This window comes from Salana multivorans, assembly GCF_003751805.1.
GTDB classification, from domain to species: domain Bacteria; phylum Actinomycetota; class Actinomycetes; order Actinomycetales; family Beutenbergiaceae; genus Salana; species Salana multivorans.
The window spans coordinates 1,284,394-1,300,182 of the sequence record NZ_RKHQ01000001.1 but is presented as its reverse complement, the minus strand read 5'-3'; the positions used below and the strand labels follow the sequence as shown (position 1 = coordinate 1,300,182).

Genomic DNA, 15,789 nt, shown 5'->3' with positions numbered 1-15,789 from the left:
GGCGCGGTCGCGGTGCGACCTTATTTCTGAATGACGTTCATCTATGGGTATGGTAAGCCTCGCCTAACGTACCCTTCGACGAGCTGACGGGGAAGATCCATGACCACGACCGATGTCCCCAGGCCCTCGGCACCCGCGGGGGAGCCTCCGGCGGAGCCGGCGAGCGATGCGGCTCCCGGTGCCGACGCCCGAGCCCAGCAGCGCGCCGACGCCCGAGCCCTCAAGGACCTCATGCGTCCCGTGGCGGGGAGCCTGGCCGTCGGCCGGGCGCTCGCCGTGGTGTCGGGGATCCTCGCCGTCGTGCCGTACGTCGCGCTCGTGCGGATCGGCGTCGTCCTGCTCGATGCCGCCCGGGACGAGGTCGCCGTCGACGGCGACGAGGTCGGTCGCTGGCTGGGCATCCTGCTCGGCGCCTTCGTGCTCCGACTGGTCGTCTACTTCGCCGCGCTGCTCGTGACCCACCTGGCGGACATCCGGCTGGGTGACCTCATCCGTCGGCGGATGATCGCCCGGTTCGCCAGGACGCCGCTCGTCTGGTTCACCTCGACCGCGTCCGGACGCGTCCGCAAGGCCCTGCAGGACGACATCGGGACGATCCACCACCTCATCGCGCACCAACCGGTCGACGGGACGATCGCGGTCGTCATGCCCCTGGCCCTGACGGCCTACGCCTTCACCATCGACTGGCGCCTCGGGCTCCTCACGGTGGCGACCGTCCCGCTGTACGCGGCGGCGATGAGCATGAGCATGCGCGGGATGGGCGAGAAGACGGTCCAGATGGACCGCAGGCTGTCGGTCGTCTCGGCGCGGATGGTCGAGTTCGTCACCGGCATCACCGTCGTGAAGGCCTTCGGCCGGGTCGGTCGGGCCCACCGGGCCTACCGGGAGTCGGCGGAGGAGTTCCAGGAGTTCTACTACGACTGGGTGCGCCCGCTCATCCGGGTCAGCTCGCTCGGCACCTCGCTGCTCGCGGTCCCGCTCGTCCTGCTCGTCAACATCGGCGGTGGCGCGGCGCTCGTCCGCCTCGGCGAGGTGACGGCCGCCGACGTGCTCGCCACCTCGCTGATCGCGCTTCTCGTGCCGTACGGGCTCGAGGTGGCGATGAGCTCGATGTGGTCCTCGCAGCTCGCCGGCGCGGCGGCGAGCAGGCTCACCGACCTGGTCGAGACGCCGACCCTGGCCGACAGCGGCCGGCGGGCCCACCCGACGGGCCACGACGTGGTCTTCGACCGCGTCAGCTACTCCTACCGCGAGGGCCCGCGCGGCCAGCTCGCGCTGGAGGACGTCTCGTTCGAGCTGCGGGAGGGCACGGTCACCGCGCTCGTCGGACCGTCGGGCTCCGGCAAGTCGACGGTCGCGACGCTGCTCGCCCGGTTCGACGACCCGGCGTCCGGCGAGGTCCGGCTCGGCGGCGTCCCGGTCGCCGAGATCGACGACCTCTACCGCCACGTCGGCTTCGTCCTGCAGGACCCCCAGCTCCCCTCGATCTCGCTCCGCGCCACCATCGCGCTCGGTCGGCCGGACGCCACCGACGAGGAGATCCGGGAGGCGGCTCGCGTGGCGCGCGTGCTGGAGGAGATCGAGGCGCTGCCGAAGGGGTTCGACACCGTCTACGGCGCCGACAGCGGTCTGTCCGGCGGGCAGGCGCAGCGCATCGCGATCGCGCGCGCCGTCCTCGTCGACGCCCCCGTCCTCGTCCTCGACGAGGCCACCGCCCTCACGGACCCCGAGTCGCAGCACCAGATCCAGCAGGCACTCTCCGACCTGGCGCGCGGCAGGACCGTCCTCCTCATCGCGCACCGGCCGGAGGTGATCGCGGGCGTCGACCAGATCGTCCTGATGGAGCGCGGCCGGGTGCTCGCCGCCGGGACCCACGACGAGCTGCTGTCCGAGCCGGGGTACGCCCGCCTGTGGGCGCGAGCCGCGGCGAACCCCACCACCACCGCCACCGGAGAGGACGAGCGATGAACCTCCCACTGATCGACATCGTGCCGCGGATGAGGCGCATGGTGTCCCGGCCCGAGGCGATCCGGCCCGTCATGGCGATCGCCGCCCTGTGCGGCGTCGTCGAGGGTCTCGCCCTGGCAGCCATGCTCCCCGCGATCAGCTCGCTCGCCTCCGGCGAGCCCGTCTGGGGTCTGGGGGTCGACGGCTGGCTGTGGGTGTTCGCGGCCCTCGCCGTCGTCAGCTTCGCGGTCAACTACTGGCAGAGCCAGCGCGCCTACGGCGTCGCCCTCGACTTCCTCCGCAGCATCCACCGGCTGATCGGCGACCAGGTCGCGCGGCAGCCGCTCGGCTGGTTCGCGCGCCCGCTGGCCGGGCGCCTGTCCCGGATGGTCTCGACGGAGCTGATGCAGGCCGGCGAGATCTACGCCCACATGTTCGGGCCGATGATCTCGCACCTCTCGGCCGCCGTCGTCGTCGTGGTCGCGGCCTGGCTCTGGAGCCCGCTGCTCGGGCTGATCCTGACGCTGGCCGCCCCCGTCTTCGTCGTCATCACGCTGATCTCCACCGCGTTCATGCGCCGCGGCCGGGCCGGTCACGAGCCGGAGGAGGTCAACCTGGCCAACCGCATCGTCGAGTACGCGCAGTGCCAGGGCGCCCTGCGCTCGTGCGGGCGCAGCGACGACTTCGTCCCGCTGCACGACGCCCTCGGGCGCACGCTGCGGGCACAGCGGCGGGCGCAGTGGATCGAGTCGGTCGGCATGCTGCTCAGCGGCATGGTGACCCAGGGCGTGATCGTCGCGCTCATCGCGGTCACGGGGACGCTGGCGGTCACCGGCTCGCTCCAGCCGATCCCGGCGCTCGCCTTCATCGGCCTGGCGCTGCGGTTCACCTCCACCCTCTCGACCATCACCGAGAGCGCGATGAGCCTCGAGTCGCGCCGCCCCCTCCTCGACGCGATCGACGAGGTCCTCACGGCCGCCCCGCTACCCGAGCCCGCGTCGCCCGGCACGCTCAGCGAGCCCGGTTCCATCGCGCTCGACCGCGTCACCTTCGCCTACGCCCCGGGCGGCGAGCCGGTGCTGCGCGACGTGTCGCTGTCCGTGCCCGCCGGGTCGATGGTGGCCCTCGTCGGCCCGTCCGGCAGCGGCAAGACCACGATCGCCCGGCTCGTCAGCCGCTTCTACGACGCCGACGGCGGCACCGTCCGCGTCGGCGGTCTGCCCGTGACGGAGCAGACGGGCGAGCAGCTCATGGCGCAGCTCTCGATGGTCTTCCAGGACGTGTACCTCTTCGACGACAGCCTGGAGGCGAACGTCGCCGTCGGGCGCGAGGACGCGAGCCCCGGGGAGGTCCGCGAGGCCGCCGACCTCGCCGGCGTCACCGAGATCGCCGAGCGGCTGCCGGACGGCTGGGCCTCGCGCGTCGGTGAGGGCGGCCGGGCGCTGTCCGGCGGCGAGCGGCAGCGCGTCGCGATCGCCCGCGCGCTGCTCAAGCGGTCGCCGATCGTGCTGCTCGACGAGGCCACGTCGGCGCTCGACGTCGAGAACGAGGCGAACGTCATCGCGGCCATCGAGCGCCTGCGCGCGCAGGCCACGATCCTCGTCATCGCGCACCGGCTCGACACCATCGCCGCCGCGGACCGGATCGTCGCGCTCGACGACGACGGAACGGTGGAGGCGCAGGGGACGCACGAGGAGCTGCTGGCCGCCGGCGGCACGTACGCGCGATTCTGGGACCGGCTGCACCGGGCGCAGGGGTGGCGCCTCGAGGCGTCGGGGACCAGGATCGACGGTGATGCCTGAGACGACCCCGGACCGCGCGCTGCCGCCGGTGAGCCCGCCGCCGCCCGGCACCGTGCGGCGCTCCCAGCCGACGACGCAGCTCGTGCCGCGCCGGGGGTCCCCGCCCGGCGGCCGGAAGGTCGGCCGGAAGCCGGCGTTCACCGCGGCCGACGTCGTCGCCGCGGCGATCGCCGAGGGCGTCGACCGCTTCACGCTCGCCGCGGTCGCCGACCGGCTCGGCGTCGTCACCCCGGCGATCTACCGGCTCTTCCCCTCCCGGGACGACCTCGTGATCGCGTGCCTCGACGCCGCCGGGGCGACGCTCGCGCTCCCGGAGCCGGGCGCGTCGTGGCGCGAGGTGCTCCGCCTCTGGGCCGACGAGTGCTGGCGTCTGTGCGAGCAGTTCCCGGGCCTGAGCCGGCTCGTCTACTCCTACCCGGCGGCGCCCACCCGGATCGAGCCGGCCCTGCGCGCCTACGCCGAGCACCTCGGCGCGCAGGGGAGGACGCCGGGACAGGTCATGTTCGCGCTCGACTTCATCGGCGACACGGTGTTCGCCTCCCACCTCGGCGTCGAGTCCATGCGCACGGTGCGCGAGGACGGCCGGACCGGGCTGGCGACGGTCCGGGACGCGGTCGGCGACGCCGACGTGATCCTGCGCCCGGAGGAGTCGTGGACCGGGCGTCGCGTCATGGACGCGAAGGTCGAGTTCATCCTCCGCGGGCTCGCGGACGACTGGCCGGAGTTCTGACCGCGCATCGCGGTCCGCGGCATCCTCGGTCGGGATCATTCGCTGCGTCCGCTTTACAGCGCTGAAAGAGTTGACTACGGTCGCCGCATGACCACTGTCGATCATGCCGACGTCCGCGCCAGCCTCCAGGACGGCACGTACCCCCGCCCCCAGCTCCTGCGCGAGAGCTGGGCCGACCTCAGCGGACCGTGGACGTTCGCCTTCGACGACGAGGACGCCGGCCGCGCGGCCGGCTGGCACACCAGCCGCGGCTTCGACCGGACGATCCAGGTGCCGTTCCCGCCCGAGTCGGCCGCGTCCGGCATCGGCGACCCGACCCCCCGCAGCGTCTTCTGGTACCAGCGCGAGGTGACGGCGGACGAGCTGGCCGCCGCGGGCCACGCGCCCGGCCGCCGGCTGCGGCTCAACTTCGGCGCCGTCGACTACCGGTGCGAGGTCTGGGTCGACGGCACGTGCGTCGGCGGGCACGTCGGCGGCCAGACGCCGTTCTCGTTCGACGTCACCGACGCCCTGGCCGACACGGCGACCCACTCGGTCGTCGTGCGGGCGTACGACGACCCGCGCGACGCCGCCCAGCCCCGCGGGAAGCAGGACTGGCAGGACGAGCCGCACGCCATCTGGTACCACCGGACCTCCGGCATCTGGCAGCCCGTGTGGCTCGAGTCGGTCCCGCCCGTCGCCGTCGGCGTCCTGCACTGGACGGTCGACGTGCCGCGGGCGAGCGTCGTCGCGCGGATCGTGCTCGGCGAGCGGCCGAGCGGCGAGACGCCGGTCGAGGTCGAGCTGTCCTTCGACGGCCGACGGATCGCGCGGGTGGCGACCCAGACCACCGAGCCCGAGCTCGAGGTGACCCTCCAGCTCCCGGACGTCGTCAACGGCCAGGGCTACCACGCGATGGTGTGGCACCCGGACCGGCCGAGGCTCGTCGACGCCGTCGTGCGGGTGGGCGACGACGTCGTCGCGTCCTACCTGGGCCTGCGGACGGCCGGCGTCGAGGGCGGCCGGTTCGCGCTCAACGGCGAGCCGTACTACCTGCGCTCGGTGCTCAGCCAGGGCTACTGGCCCGACAGCCACCTGGCGGCGCCCAGCGCGGAGGCGCTGCGCCGCGAGGTCGAGCTGATCAAGGAGCTCGGCTTCAACGCGGCCCGGCTGCACCAGAAGTACGAGGACCCCCGGCTGCTGTTCTGGGCCGACCGCCTGGGCCTGCTGCTCTGGGGCGAGGCGCCGGCCGCGCTCGCGTTCGGACCGACGGCCGTCGAGCGCACGATCGCCGAGTGGCTCCGCGTCGTCGAGCGGGACTACTCCCACCCGTCGATCGTCGCGTGGGTGCCGCTGAACGAGAGCTGGGGCGTCCAGTACATCCGCTACGACCACCGGATGGTCGAGTTCGCCCGCGCCATCACGGCGCTCACGCGCGCGGTCGACGCGACCCGGCCGGTGGTCTGCAACGACGGCTGGGAGCAGGTGGACACCGACGTCGTCGCGATCCACGACTACGAGTGGGACGGCGGCGTCATCGCCGAGCGGTACCGCGACCAGGTCGCGATCGACCACATGCTCGACACCGTCGGGCCGGCGGGCCGGCCGCTCGTGCTCGCGGGCGACGTCACCGGCAAGCCGGTCATGCTCACCGAGTTCGGCGGCGTCTCCTTCGACACCTCGCAGCGGCGGGACGCCTGGGGCTACTCCGTCGCGACCTCGCCCGAGGACTTCGCGACGCGCGTCGGCGCGATCCTGGACGGGGTGCGCGCCAGCCGGGTGCTGGCCGGCTACTGCTACACCCAGCTCACCGACACGCTGCAGGAGACGAACGGGCTGCTCAACGCCGACCGGACGCCGAAGCTGCCCGTCGAGCAGCTCCGCGGCATCATCACCGGGCGGTAGGCGGTCGCGGGGTGGCTGCCGCCCTAGGCCGTGCCCGTGGCGGCACTCGTGCCCGCACCGGCACCCGTGCCGCCACCCCCGCCGGCCGGCGCGCTCTCGCGCGCGACCAGCTCGTACGGCACCACGACGTGCCGCCCGGGCTGGTCGAGGCCGTCGATGCGCTCGGTCAGGAACCCGAGCGCCGTGCCGACCAGCTCGTCGAGGTTCGGTGAGATGGTCGTGAGGCTGGGGTAGGACACCTCCGTCATGAAGATGTCGTCCCAGCCGGTGATCATGATGTCGTCGGGCACCCGCAGGCCGTGCCGCTGGGCCGCGCGCAGCGCCCCGAGCGCCGCCAGGTCGTCGCGGCACGCGATCGCGTCGATCTCGAGGCCGGCGGCGAGCGCGGCGCCGACCTCGCGGACGGCGCCCTCGGCGCCGCCGCCGGTGGCGATGAGCAGCTCCGGGTCCACGGCGATGCCGTGCGCCGCGAGGGCGCGCTCGTAGCCGGCGATCCGCAGCATCGACGTGTCGGAGAGCTCCTCGACCTCGTGGCCGACGAACGCGATGCGGCGCCGGCCGGCCGCGATGAGGTGCTCGGTCACGTCGTGGGCGGCGGCGACGTTGTCGATGCAGACCCGGTCCATCGACGCCGGCGGGGTGCTCTCGCCCAGCAGCACCATCGGGAGGTCGTCGCGCCCCGCGAGCTCCTCCGTCGTCATCCGGCTCGGCTGGAACAGGACGCCGTCGGCGAACCCGGCGTCGAGACGCTGCGCGAGCGCGCGCTCGGCGTCGAGCTGGCTGTTGGTCTCGACGATGAGCACGCGGTACCCGAGCTCCCGCGCGCGGTCGGAGACCAGGCTGGCGAGCCGTGCGAAGTAGGGCTGGGCGAGCCGCGGGATGCCAAGGGCGATGGAGCCCGTCCGTCCCGTCGCGAGCTGACGTCCGACGAGGTTGGGCCGGTAGCCGAGGGCGTCGATCGAGCGCTGGACGCGGGCGCGCATCGCCTCGGAGACGTAGGGCTGGTCGCGCACGACGTTGGAGACGGTCTTCATGGAGACGCCCGCGTGATCGGCGACGTCCTGCAGTCGGACCCGCGCCACCTGTCTCCCTCCTCCGATGACCCGCACACCAGTCTGTCAGACCTCGTCAGGGCGCCGGCGTCGTGAAACAAACAGTGTACTGCAGCGCTAGAACACGGTCCGAGACGACGGAATCTAGCGCTGGAAACATCGTTGACACTCTCTTCCAGCGCTGTAATACTGAATCGCACGTCCGGCTCCGGGGTGGTCCCGCCGCCGGGACGACTTCAAGGGAGAAGGCATGAAGAACCGATTCACGACCGTGGCGGGGATCGCCACGGCCTCAGCGCTCACGATCGCGCTCGCCGCCTGCGGCGGAGGCTCCGGCGGCGGCGGGGCGGCGACGCCCGGCGCCAACCTCGAGGTGTCCGGGGACTCCTACGACGGGCCGAAGGTCGAGCTCCAGCTCTGGAACCCGTTCACCGGCGGCGACGGCCCGTACTTCAACAGCATCGTCGACGAGTTCAACGCCGCCAACGAGAACGTCCAGATCAAGGTCACGTCGATGGACGCCGCCGACATGTACGGCAAGGCGCCGGCCGCCATCCGCTCCAACAAGGGCCCGGACCTCGCGGTCTTCCACGTCCAGAGCATCCCGACCCAGGCGGTCCAGGGCACGCTGCTCGGGCTCGACGCGATCGTGGCGGACCTCGGCCTGACCGAGGACGACTTCGCCCAGGTGGTGTGGCGGGCAGGCGAGGTCAACGGCGTGCGGTACTCGATCCCGTTCGACCAGCACATGCTCGGCCTGTTCTACAACAAGGACCTGTTCGAGAAGGCCGGCCTCGACCCCGAGAAGCCGCCGCACACCCGCGAGGAGTACGACGCGGCGCTCGACGCGCTCAAGGCCGCCGGGATCCAGGGCCACTGGCAGCAGCCGAACGCCGAGTGGCAGTTCCGCGGCCTCATCGCGCAGTTCGGCGGCTCCGAGTTCAACGAGGACGGGACCGAGGCGACCTTCAACTCCCCGGCCGGCGTGGAGGCCCTCACCTGGCTGCGCTCGCTCGTCGAGGACGGCCACAGCCCGGCGAACGTCGACGACGCCGAGAAGGCGTTCATCGCCGGTACCAACGCGATGGGCTTCTTCGGCGAGTGGTTCGCCGGCAACGAGGCGCTCGACGAGCTGAACTGGGGCACCGCCGAGTTCCCCGTCATCGGCGACCAGCCGGCCGTGTGGGGCAGCTCGCACCAGCTCGTCATCACGACGCAGGTCGAGGGCGACACCGACCGCCAGGCGGCTGCGGCCTACGCCGTCAACCAGCTCTCGCAGATGTCGGCGACCTGGGCCAACGCCTACCAGGTGCCGGCCCGCAAGACGGTCCGCGAGAGCGCCGAGGTCCAGGCGGTCACCAACCTCCAGCCGTTCATCGCGCAGCTCGACACGGTGGTGTTCAACCCGAGCGTCCCCGGTCTGGAGAACTCGCTCGACCCGCTCAACCAGGCGATCGTCAAGGTGATCGGCTCGGGTGCCGACCCGCAGCAGGCCCTCGACGAGGCCGTCGAGCTGACGAACAACATCCTCAAGGACAACGCGGCGAAGTACGGCTCCGGGTCCTGACCGCCATGTCCACCGCAACGTCCAACGTCGGCGGCCCCGAGGCTCGACTCGGGGCCGCCCGCCCGGGAGGGCAGGCGAGGCCGGACCACGTCGACCGCCCGGTCCGGCGGTTCGGCTGGTACACGCCGTGGCTGTTCCTCGGGCCGTTCCTCGTCTTCTTCGTCACGTTCGTCATCTACCCGGCGATCAACGGCGTGTGGATCAGCCTCCACAACTACGACTACAACTTCGACTACCGCCCCTGGGTCGGGCTGCAGAACTACATCGACCTGTTCACCCCGGGCTCGCGCGACTTCTCGCTGTGGTGGCAGTCGCTTGGCAACACGGGCGTCTTCGTGCTCATCTCGGTGGTTCCGCTCATCGTGATCCCGATGACGATGGCGCTCGCGCTCAACCGACGGTTCCCCGGTCGGACGGTGTTCCGGGCGATCTTCTTCATGCCCTACGTGCTGTCCGTCTCGGTCATCGGTCTGCTGTGGCGCTACCTGCTCGACGCCCAGGCCGGCCCGGTCAACGCCATCCTCAAGGGGATCGGCCTCGCGCCGATCTCGTGGCTGCAGACGCAGCCGGCGGCGTGGGTCTCGATCCTCGTGGCGACGGTCTGGTGGACGATCGGCTTCAACACGATCGTGTTCCTCGCCGGCCTGCAGAACGTGCCGTCCGAGCACTACGAGGCGGCGTCGCTCGACGGGGCCGACCGCTGGCAGCAGTTCTGGCACATCACGGTGCCCGGCCTGCGGCCCGTCATCATCTTCATCGTCATCACGACGGTGCTCGCGTCGGCGAACCTGTTCGGCCAGCCGTACATCATGACGACGGGCGGCCCGGCGAACAGCACCAGGACGGCGATCATGTACATCGCCGAGTCCGGCCTCAAGCAGTCCCGGATGGGGATGGCGGCCGCGATGGGCTACCTGCTCGGACTCATCCTCGTCATCGTGAGCATCGTCAACTTCTGGCTCACCAGCGGTGGCTGGAAGAGGAAGGGGTCCCGGTGAACGCGCTCAAGGGATCGCTCGGGAGCAGGACCTTCTTCTACGCTGGCATGACCCTGCTCGCGCTCGTGTTCGTCCTGCCCCTGCTGTCGATGGTGTCGACGTCGTTCAAGACGGTCTACGAGTCGCAGACCAGCGCCTCGCTCCTGCCGGAGAACCCGACGCTGGAGAACTACCTCCCGCTGTTCACGTGGACGGGCTCCAGCCCGGTCATGCGGTGGTTCTTCAACAGCGTCGTCGTGTCGACGACGGCGACGGCGCTGGGGGTCTCGTTCGCGGCGATGGCGGCGTTCGCGCTGGCCCGGTTCAGCTTCCCGGGCCGCAAGATCGTCTTCGGCTGCCTGGTGGCGACGCTGTTCGTCCCCGGGTTCGTCTTCCTCATCCCGAACTACATCACCGTCGACAGCCTGGGGCTGCTCGACACCCTGTTCGCCCTCATCCTGCCGGGTCTCGGCGGCGCGTTCGGGGTGTTCTTCCTCGCCGGCTTCTTCCTCGGGCTGCCGAGGGAGCTGGAGGAGGCGGCGTCGATCGACGGCGCCAACCAGTGGCGGATCTTCGCCTCGGTGATGCTCCCCCAGGCGCAGGGCGCGATCTCGACGCTCTGCGTGCTGACCTTCCTGGGGGCCTGGAACGATCTGCTGTGGCCGACGTACGTGCTGTTCAGCCAGGAGAACCTCACGCTGACGGCCGGGCTCCCGCTGCTGCAGAGCGCCAACGCGTCGAACCTGCCGCTGGCGATGGCCGGCTCGGTCATCTCGGCGGTGCCGACGCTCGTCGTGTTCGTCCTCGCGCAGCGCAAGATCGTCGAGAGCGTCGCGAACGTGGGCCTCAAGGGCTGAGCCGCACCGGACGGGGGGCAGCGCGGCATGGGCGCGCCCTCCGCTCCGGCGAATCCACCCGAGACACCGCTCGACCCCGGCGTCCTGCCGCGCCCGGCCACCTCAGCCCTCAGCTCCTCGACCCCTCGACCCCTCGACCGGAGGACACCATGACCCCCACCCCCGACGTCCCGCGCCCCGAGCACCCGCGTCCCCAGCTCGTCCGACCCGACTGGCTGACCCTCAACGGCACCTGGCAGTTCGAGGTCGACCCGGGCGACTCGGGCCTCGAGCGCGGCCTGCGCGACCGCGACCTGACGGGCGAGATCCTCGTCCCGTTCGCGCCCGAGTCGGAGGCGTCCGGCATCGGCACCGTCGACTTCCTGCACGCCGTCTGGTACCGCCGCACCGTCCGCGTCCCCGCCGACTGGGCCGGCCGGACCGTCCTGCTGCACCTCGGTGCCGTCGACCACGACGCGACCGTGTGGGCCAACGGCGTCGAGGTCGCCCGGCACCGGGGAGGGTTCACGCCGTTCACGGCGAACCTCGACGGCGTCGCGCGGCCCGGTGAGGACGTCACGATCGTCGTCCGCGCCCGGGACACCCCGCGGGAGCCGCAGGCGCGCGGGAAGCAGGCGATCGCGTACGGCAACAGCGCCTGCTTCTACACCCGGACGACCGGCATCTGGCAGACGGTGTGGCTCGAGGCCGTCCCGGCCGCTCACATCGCGTCGATCAACGTGGTCCCGCAGCTCGCCGACGCGAGCCTCTCCGTCACCGCCGAGCTCTCGACGCACACCCGGGGGCTCGTCCTCGAGGCCGTCCTGAGCGACGACGCGGGCGAGGTGTCGCGCTCCAGCATCGCGGCGGACGACCTCGGCCCCCGGCTCCGCCTCGCGATCCCCGCGGACCGGGTGCGGACCTGGTCGCCGGACGACCCGCACCTGTACGACCTCGTGCTCCGGCTGGTCGACGGGGACGGCACCGTCGTCGACGAGGTGACGTCCTACGCCGGGCTGCGCTCCGTCGCCATCGACGGCCACCGGATCCTCCTCAACGGCGAGCCGGTGTTCCAGCGCCTCGTCCTCGACCAGGGCTACTGGCCCGACACGCTCATGACGGCGCCGAGCGACGCGGACCTGCGACGGGACATCGAGCTCGCCATGGCGGCGGGCTTCAACGGCGCCCGGCTGCACCAGAAGGTGTTCGAGGAGCGCTACCTCTACCACGCGGACCGGCTCGGCTTCCTCGTCTGGGGCGAGTTCGGCGACTGGGGCTCGGGCGGCGGTCCCCAGGGCGACAACCAGCAGCCGACGGCGTCGTACGTGACGCAGTGGGTCGAGGCGGTGCGGCGCGACCGCTCGCACCCGTCGATCATCGGCTGGTGCCCGCTCAACGAGACCTACCAGTGGCTGCACGACCGGATCACCCAGCTCGACGACGTCACGACCGGCATGTACCTGGCGACGAAGGCGGCCGACCCGACGCGGCCCGTCGTCGACGCCTCGGGGTACTCCCACCGGGTGCGCGGGGCCGACGTCTACGACAGCCACTCCTACGAGCAGGACCCCGCGGCGTTCCGGCGCGAGCAGGCGGGCCTCGCGCAGGGGCGGCCGTTCGTCAACGAGCACGACGGCCACCCGATCTCGGTGCCCTACGGGCGCCAGCCCTACTTCGTCTCGGAGTACGGCGGCATCTGGTGGAACGCCGAGCTCGCGGGGCAGCCGCAGCGCGAGTCCTCGGACGACCCGGAGCGGTCGGAGTCCTGGGGCTACGGCGAGCGGGTCGCGACGCTGGAGGAGTGGCACGCGCGGTTCGAGGGGCTGACCCGCGTCCTGCTCGAGGACCCCCTCATGTTCGGCTACTGCTACACCCAGCTCACGGACACGTTCCAGGAGGAGAACGGCCTGTACGACTTCCACCGCCGGCCGAAGGTCGACATCGAGCTGGTCCGCGCCGTGCAGCGCTCGCGGGCGGCCTACGAGGGCTGAGGCGCAGCCGCCGGGCGGGACCCGGGGAAGGTCGGCGGGCGTCGCGCCGGCCGGCCTTCCCCCGGGTCGAGCTGCGGAGACCGAGCCGCCGGGACCGCGCCGCCGCGTGCTGGACGGGGCTGCCGGGTGCTGCCGGACCGCCAGCACCGCCGCGGCTCGGTCCAGGGGCGGGGCCGCGGGGCCGCGGCTAGGATGACGAGCGTGTCGGGCCGACGGGGGACCAATCTGCCCCGGATGGGCGACTACAACCTCCGGGTCGTCCTCGACCAGATCCGCCGCTCCCGCACCGGCGTCAGCCGGATCGAGCTGTCCGAGCTGACCGGCCTGTCGGCCCAGACGATCACCAACCTCGTGACGCGGCTGATCGCCGACCGGCGCGTCGTCGAGGGGGCCCGGCACGTCTCCGGGCCCGGCAAGCCGCGCACCATGCTGCACGTGCGGCCCGAGTCCGGCCACGCGATCGGCGTCCACATCGATCCGCTCGCGCTCACCGTCGCCCTCGTCGACCTGTCGGGCGCGGTGGTGGACCGCCGCGTCCAGCCCCTGCCCCCGACCGCCGCCGAGACCGTCGACCTCATCGCCGCCGAGGTGCGGCACGTGCGGGAGTCGCACGAGCTCGAGCACCTCCACGGCCTCGGCGTCGCCGCCCCTGGCCCGATCGACCTCGACGCCGGCCGGATGGTCCGACCACCGCTCCTGGCCTGGGGCGACGTGCCCCTGCGCGACCTCATCCGGAGCGCCACCGGCCTCGCCACGGTCCTGGAGAAGGACGTCACCGCCGCGATGGCCGCCGAGATCTGGCAGCGCCACCACACCCTGCGCGGCACGACGCTGTTCACCTACCTCGGCTACGGCATCGGCTTCGCCTTCGCCCGCGACGGCGAGCTGCTCACCGGCGCGTCCGGCAACGCGGGGGAGACCGGCCACATCATCGTCGACGCGGACGGGCCGCCCTGCTGGTGCGGCAACCGCGGCTGCATCGGGATCGCGTCGTCCATGGACTACCTCGTCGAGCAGGGCGGCGACCTCGGCCTCCTCGAGCCGTGGGACCCGAGCCTCCCGCCGTGGCGGATCGAGGTCCGCATGGAGCGGCTCGCGGCGCTGGCCGCCGACGGCGACGCGCGCGCCCGTGACCTGCTCGAGGTGTGCGGGCGCCGGATCGCCCACGGGATCGTCCTCGTCGCCGACCTGCTCGACGCCGACCGGGTCGTCGTCGGCGGCGCCAACTGGGAGCGGATGCGTCCGTACGTCGTCCCCGCCGCCACCGAGGAGCTCGGCCGGTTCGGCACGATGCGGGACCTGCACGCGGTCGAGGTCGAGGGGACGGACCTCGGCATCTGGGTCGGCGCCGTCGGCGCCGCGAGTCTCGTCCTCGACCGCGCCCTGTCGCCCCACGCGACGGCGCTGCTGTCCGCGGCCGAGTGACACCGTCGGCCGGCGCCGACCCCTGCGACGACGCCCGGCCGGCGGCCCGATCGCCCCTCGGGCGCCAGCCGGTCACGATCGGGTAACGATGCGGTCGCCCTCATTGCGCTAGTTACTCAAATCGATAGAGTAACGATCGCCCTCATCGCGGAGGGCGTCGATTGGGCAAAGGAGCACTTCATGCGCAAGACCCTCACCACCCTCGCCGCAGGCGCCGCCCTCGCGCTGGTGCTGACCGCCTGCGGAGGTGGGAACGACTCCGGCTCGTCCGGCGCGGACGGCGAGTCGACGGGCTCGGACGCCGGGTCCGGCTCGGCCACGATCAAGGTCGCCTACCAGAAGACGGATGCGTTCACGCAGCTCGACGACCTCCTGCAGAAGTGCGTCGGCGAGTTCGAGGCGGCCAACGACGGCGTGACCGTCCAGCTCGAGCCGATCGCCGCGCAGGAGACCGAGTACTTCACCAAGCTCGCCCTCATGCACGGCTCGGCGGCCACGGCCCCCGACGTCATCTACGAGGACACGTTCCAGGTCCGCTCGGACGCCGCGGCCGGCTACCTCGCCCCGATGGACGACTACCTCGCCGACTGGGACGGCTGGGACCAGTTCTCGGACGCCGCCAAGCAGGCCGGCGCGGGCGACGACGGCTCGACCTACGGCGTCTCGATGGGCACCGACACCCGCGGGATCTACTTCAACAAGCAGATCTTCGAGCAGGCGGGCCTGCCGGCCGACTGGCAGCCCGAGAGCTGGGACGACATCCTCGACGCGGCCCGGACCATCAAGGAGAAGGTGCCGGACGTCATCCCGTTCAACCTCTACTCCTCCAAGTCCCAGGGCGAGGCCGCGTCGATGCAGGGCTTCGAGATGCTCCTGTACGGGACGGGCGACGAGCTCTACGACTACGACACGCAGAAGTGGAACGTCGGCGCCCCCGGCTTCGTCGAGGCCCTCACGTTCATCCAGACGGCGCAGCAGGACGGCCTCCTGCCGGGTCTCGAGGACGCGCTCGACACCAACCTGCCCAACCGGATCTCGGGCGAGCTCTTCCCGCAGGGCAAGGTCGCGATCATCGTCGACGGCTCCTGGGTCCCGGGCGGCTGGATGAGCGACGGCTCCAACTCCTGGCCGGAGTGGCAGGAGGTCGCCGGCATGGCGAAGATGCCGACGTCGACGGGGCAGGAGCCGGGCGCGGTCTCGATGTCGGGCGGCTGGCTGTTCAGCATCGGCTCGCAGAGCAAGAACCCGGAGCTGGCGTTCGACCTCATCGCCGGCTGCCTCTCCCAGGAGAACAGCCTCAAGTACGACACCGAGAACAGCCAGATCGCCGTCCGCGACGACGTCGCGAGCGACCCGGTCTACCTCGACTACAACCCGAGCTTCGAGTTCTTCTCCTCGCTCGTCCCGGTGACGCACTTCCGTCCCGCCACCCCGGACTACTCGCAGATCTCGAGCCAGATCCAGGTCGCGGCGGAGTCCGTCCTCACGGGCCAGGCCTCGCCCGAGGCGGCCGCCAAGGCGTACGACGACGCGGTGACCGCCCTCGTCGGCGCCGACAAGACGCAGAACGCCGGCTAG

The 15,789-nt window shown here is 72.0% G+C and carries 11 protein-coding genes; 10 read left to right on the top strand and 1 reads right to left on the bottom strand.

Annotation, left to right across the window (positions count from 1 at the left end; all coding sequences use genetic code 11):
* Positions 1–99 precede the first annotated feature (99 nt).
* From EDD28_RS05810 to EDD28_RS05795, 4 genes are all read left to right on the top strand, one after another.
* A complete protein-coding gene (locus EDD28_RS05810; protein ID WP_123738746.1) occupies positions 100–1,968 on the top strand; it encodes an ABC transporter ATP-binding protein in 1,869 nt (622 codons plus the stop codon).
* On the top strand, positions 1,965–3,749 hold the full coding sequence (locus EDD28_RS05805; RefSeq protein ID WP_123738745.1) for an ABC transporter ATP-binding protein: 1,785 nt from the start codon (positions 1,965–1,967) through the stop codon (positions 3,747–3,749). Before EDD28_RS05810 ends, EDD28_RS05805 begins: the two co-directional genes overlap by 4 nt.
* A complete protein-coding gene (locus EDD28_RS05800; protein WP_123739959.1) occupies positions 3,742–4,479 on the top strand; it encodes a TetR/AcrR family transcriptional regulator in 738 nt (245 codons plus the stop codon). Before EDD28_RS05805 ends, EDD28_RS05800 begins: the two co-directional genes overlap by 8 nt.
* Before the next feature lie 87 nt (positions 4,480–4,566).
* Complete coding sequence (locus EDD28_RS05795; RefSeq protein ID WP_123738744.1) at positions 4,567–6,363, top strand: glycoside hydrolase family 2 protein; 1,797 nt, start codon at positions 4,567–4,569, stop codon at positions 6,361–6,363.
* A gap of 23 nt (positions 6,364–6,386) precedes the next feature.
* Here EDD28_RS05795 and EDD28_RS05790 read toward each other — a convergent pair whose 3' ends face one another.
* The gene (locus EDD28_RS05790) at positions 6,387–7,445 is read right to left on the bottom strand and encodes a LacI family DNA-binding transcriptional regulator (protein WP_123738743.1); all 1,059 of its coding nucleotides are present in this window, start codon (positions 7,443–7,445) and stop codon (positions 6,387–6,389) included.
* 220 nt (positions 7,446–7,665) lie between these two features.
* Between EDD28_RS05790 and EDD28_RS05785 the strand changes: the two genes are divergently transcribed.
* From EDD28_RS05785 to EDD28_RS05760, 6 genes are all read left to right on the top strand, one after another.
* A complete protein-coding gene (locus EDD28_RS05785; RefSeq protein WP_123738742.1) occupies positions 7,666–8,982 on the top strand; it encodes an ABC transporter substrate-binding protein in 1,317 nt (438 codons plus the stop codon).
* Positions 8,983–8,987: 5 nt separating this feature from the next.
* Positions 8,988–9,980, top strand: coding sequence for a carbohydrate ABC transporter permease (locus tag EDD28_RS05780; protein WP_123738741.1), 993 nt, complete (start codon positions 8,988–8,990; stop codon positions 9,978–9,980).
* Positions 9,977–10,816 (top strand): carbohydrate ABC transporter permease, encoded by an 840-nt coding sequence (locus EDD28_RS05775; RefSeq protein ID WP_211339118.1) that lies wholly within the window; start codon positions 9,977–9,979, stop codon positions 10,814–10,816. Before EDD28_RS05780 ends, EDD28_RS05775 begins: the two co-directional genes overlap by 4 nt.
* Positions 10,817–10,965: 149 nt before the next feature.
* Positions 10,966–12,786, top strand: a complete 1,821-nt coding sequence (locus EDD28_RS05770) for a glycoside hydrolase family 2 protein (RefSeq protein WP_123738740.1) — start codon at positions 10,966–10,968, stop codon at positions 12,784–12,786.
* A gap of 201 nt (positions 12,787–12,987) precedes the next feature.
* Positions 12,988–14,211 (top strand): ROK family protein, encoded by a 1,224-nt coding sequence (locus EDD28_RS05765; protein ID WP_170169364.1) that lies wholly within the window; start codon positions 12,988–12,990, stop codon positions 14,209–14,211.
* Between the two features lie 180 nt (positions 14,212–14,391).
* Positions 14,392–15,789, top strand: coding sequence for an extracellular solute-binding protein (locus EDD28_RS05760; RefSeq protein WP_123738738.1), 1,398 nt, complete (start codon positions 14,392–14,394; stop codon positions 15,787–15,789).

What these genes read in the sequence shown, in the direction of transcription:
- EDD28_RS05810 (WP_123738746.1), top strand. Translation starts at nt 100, where the DNA reads ATGACCACGACCGATGTCCCCAGGCCCTCGGCACCCGCGGGGGAGCCT.
- EDD28_RS05805 (WP_123738745.1), top strand. Translation starts at nt 1,965, where the DNA reads ATGAACCTCCCACTGATCGACATCGTGCCGCGGATGAGGCGCATGGTG.
- EDD28_RS05800 (WP_123739959.1), top strand. Translation starts at nt 3,742, where the DNA reads ATGCCTGAGACGACCCCGGACCGCGCGCTGCCGCCGGTGAGCCCGCCG.
- EDD28_RS05795 (WP_123738744.1), top strand. Translation starts at nt 4,567, where the DNA reads ATGACCACTGTCGATCATGCCGACGTCCGCGCCAGCCTCCAGGACGGC.
- EDD28_RS05785 (WP_123738742.1), top strand. Translation starts at nt 7,666, where the DNA reads ATGAAGAACCGATTCACGACCGTGGCGGGGATCGCCACGGCCTCAGCG.
- EDD28_RS05780 (WP_123738741.1), top strand. Translation starts at nt 8,988, where the DNA reads ATGTCCACCGCAACGTCCAACGTCGGCGGCCCCGAGGCTCGACTCGGG.
- EDD28_RS05770 (WP_123738740.1), top strand. Translation starts at nt 10,966, where the DNA reads ATGACCCCCACCCCCGACGTCCCGCGCCCCGAGCACCCGCGTCCCCAG.
- EDD28_RS05760 (WP_123738738.1), top strand. Translation starts at nt 14,392, where the DNA reads ATGCGCAAGACCCTCACCACCCTCGCCGCAGGCGCCGCCCTCGCGCTG.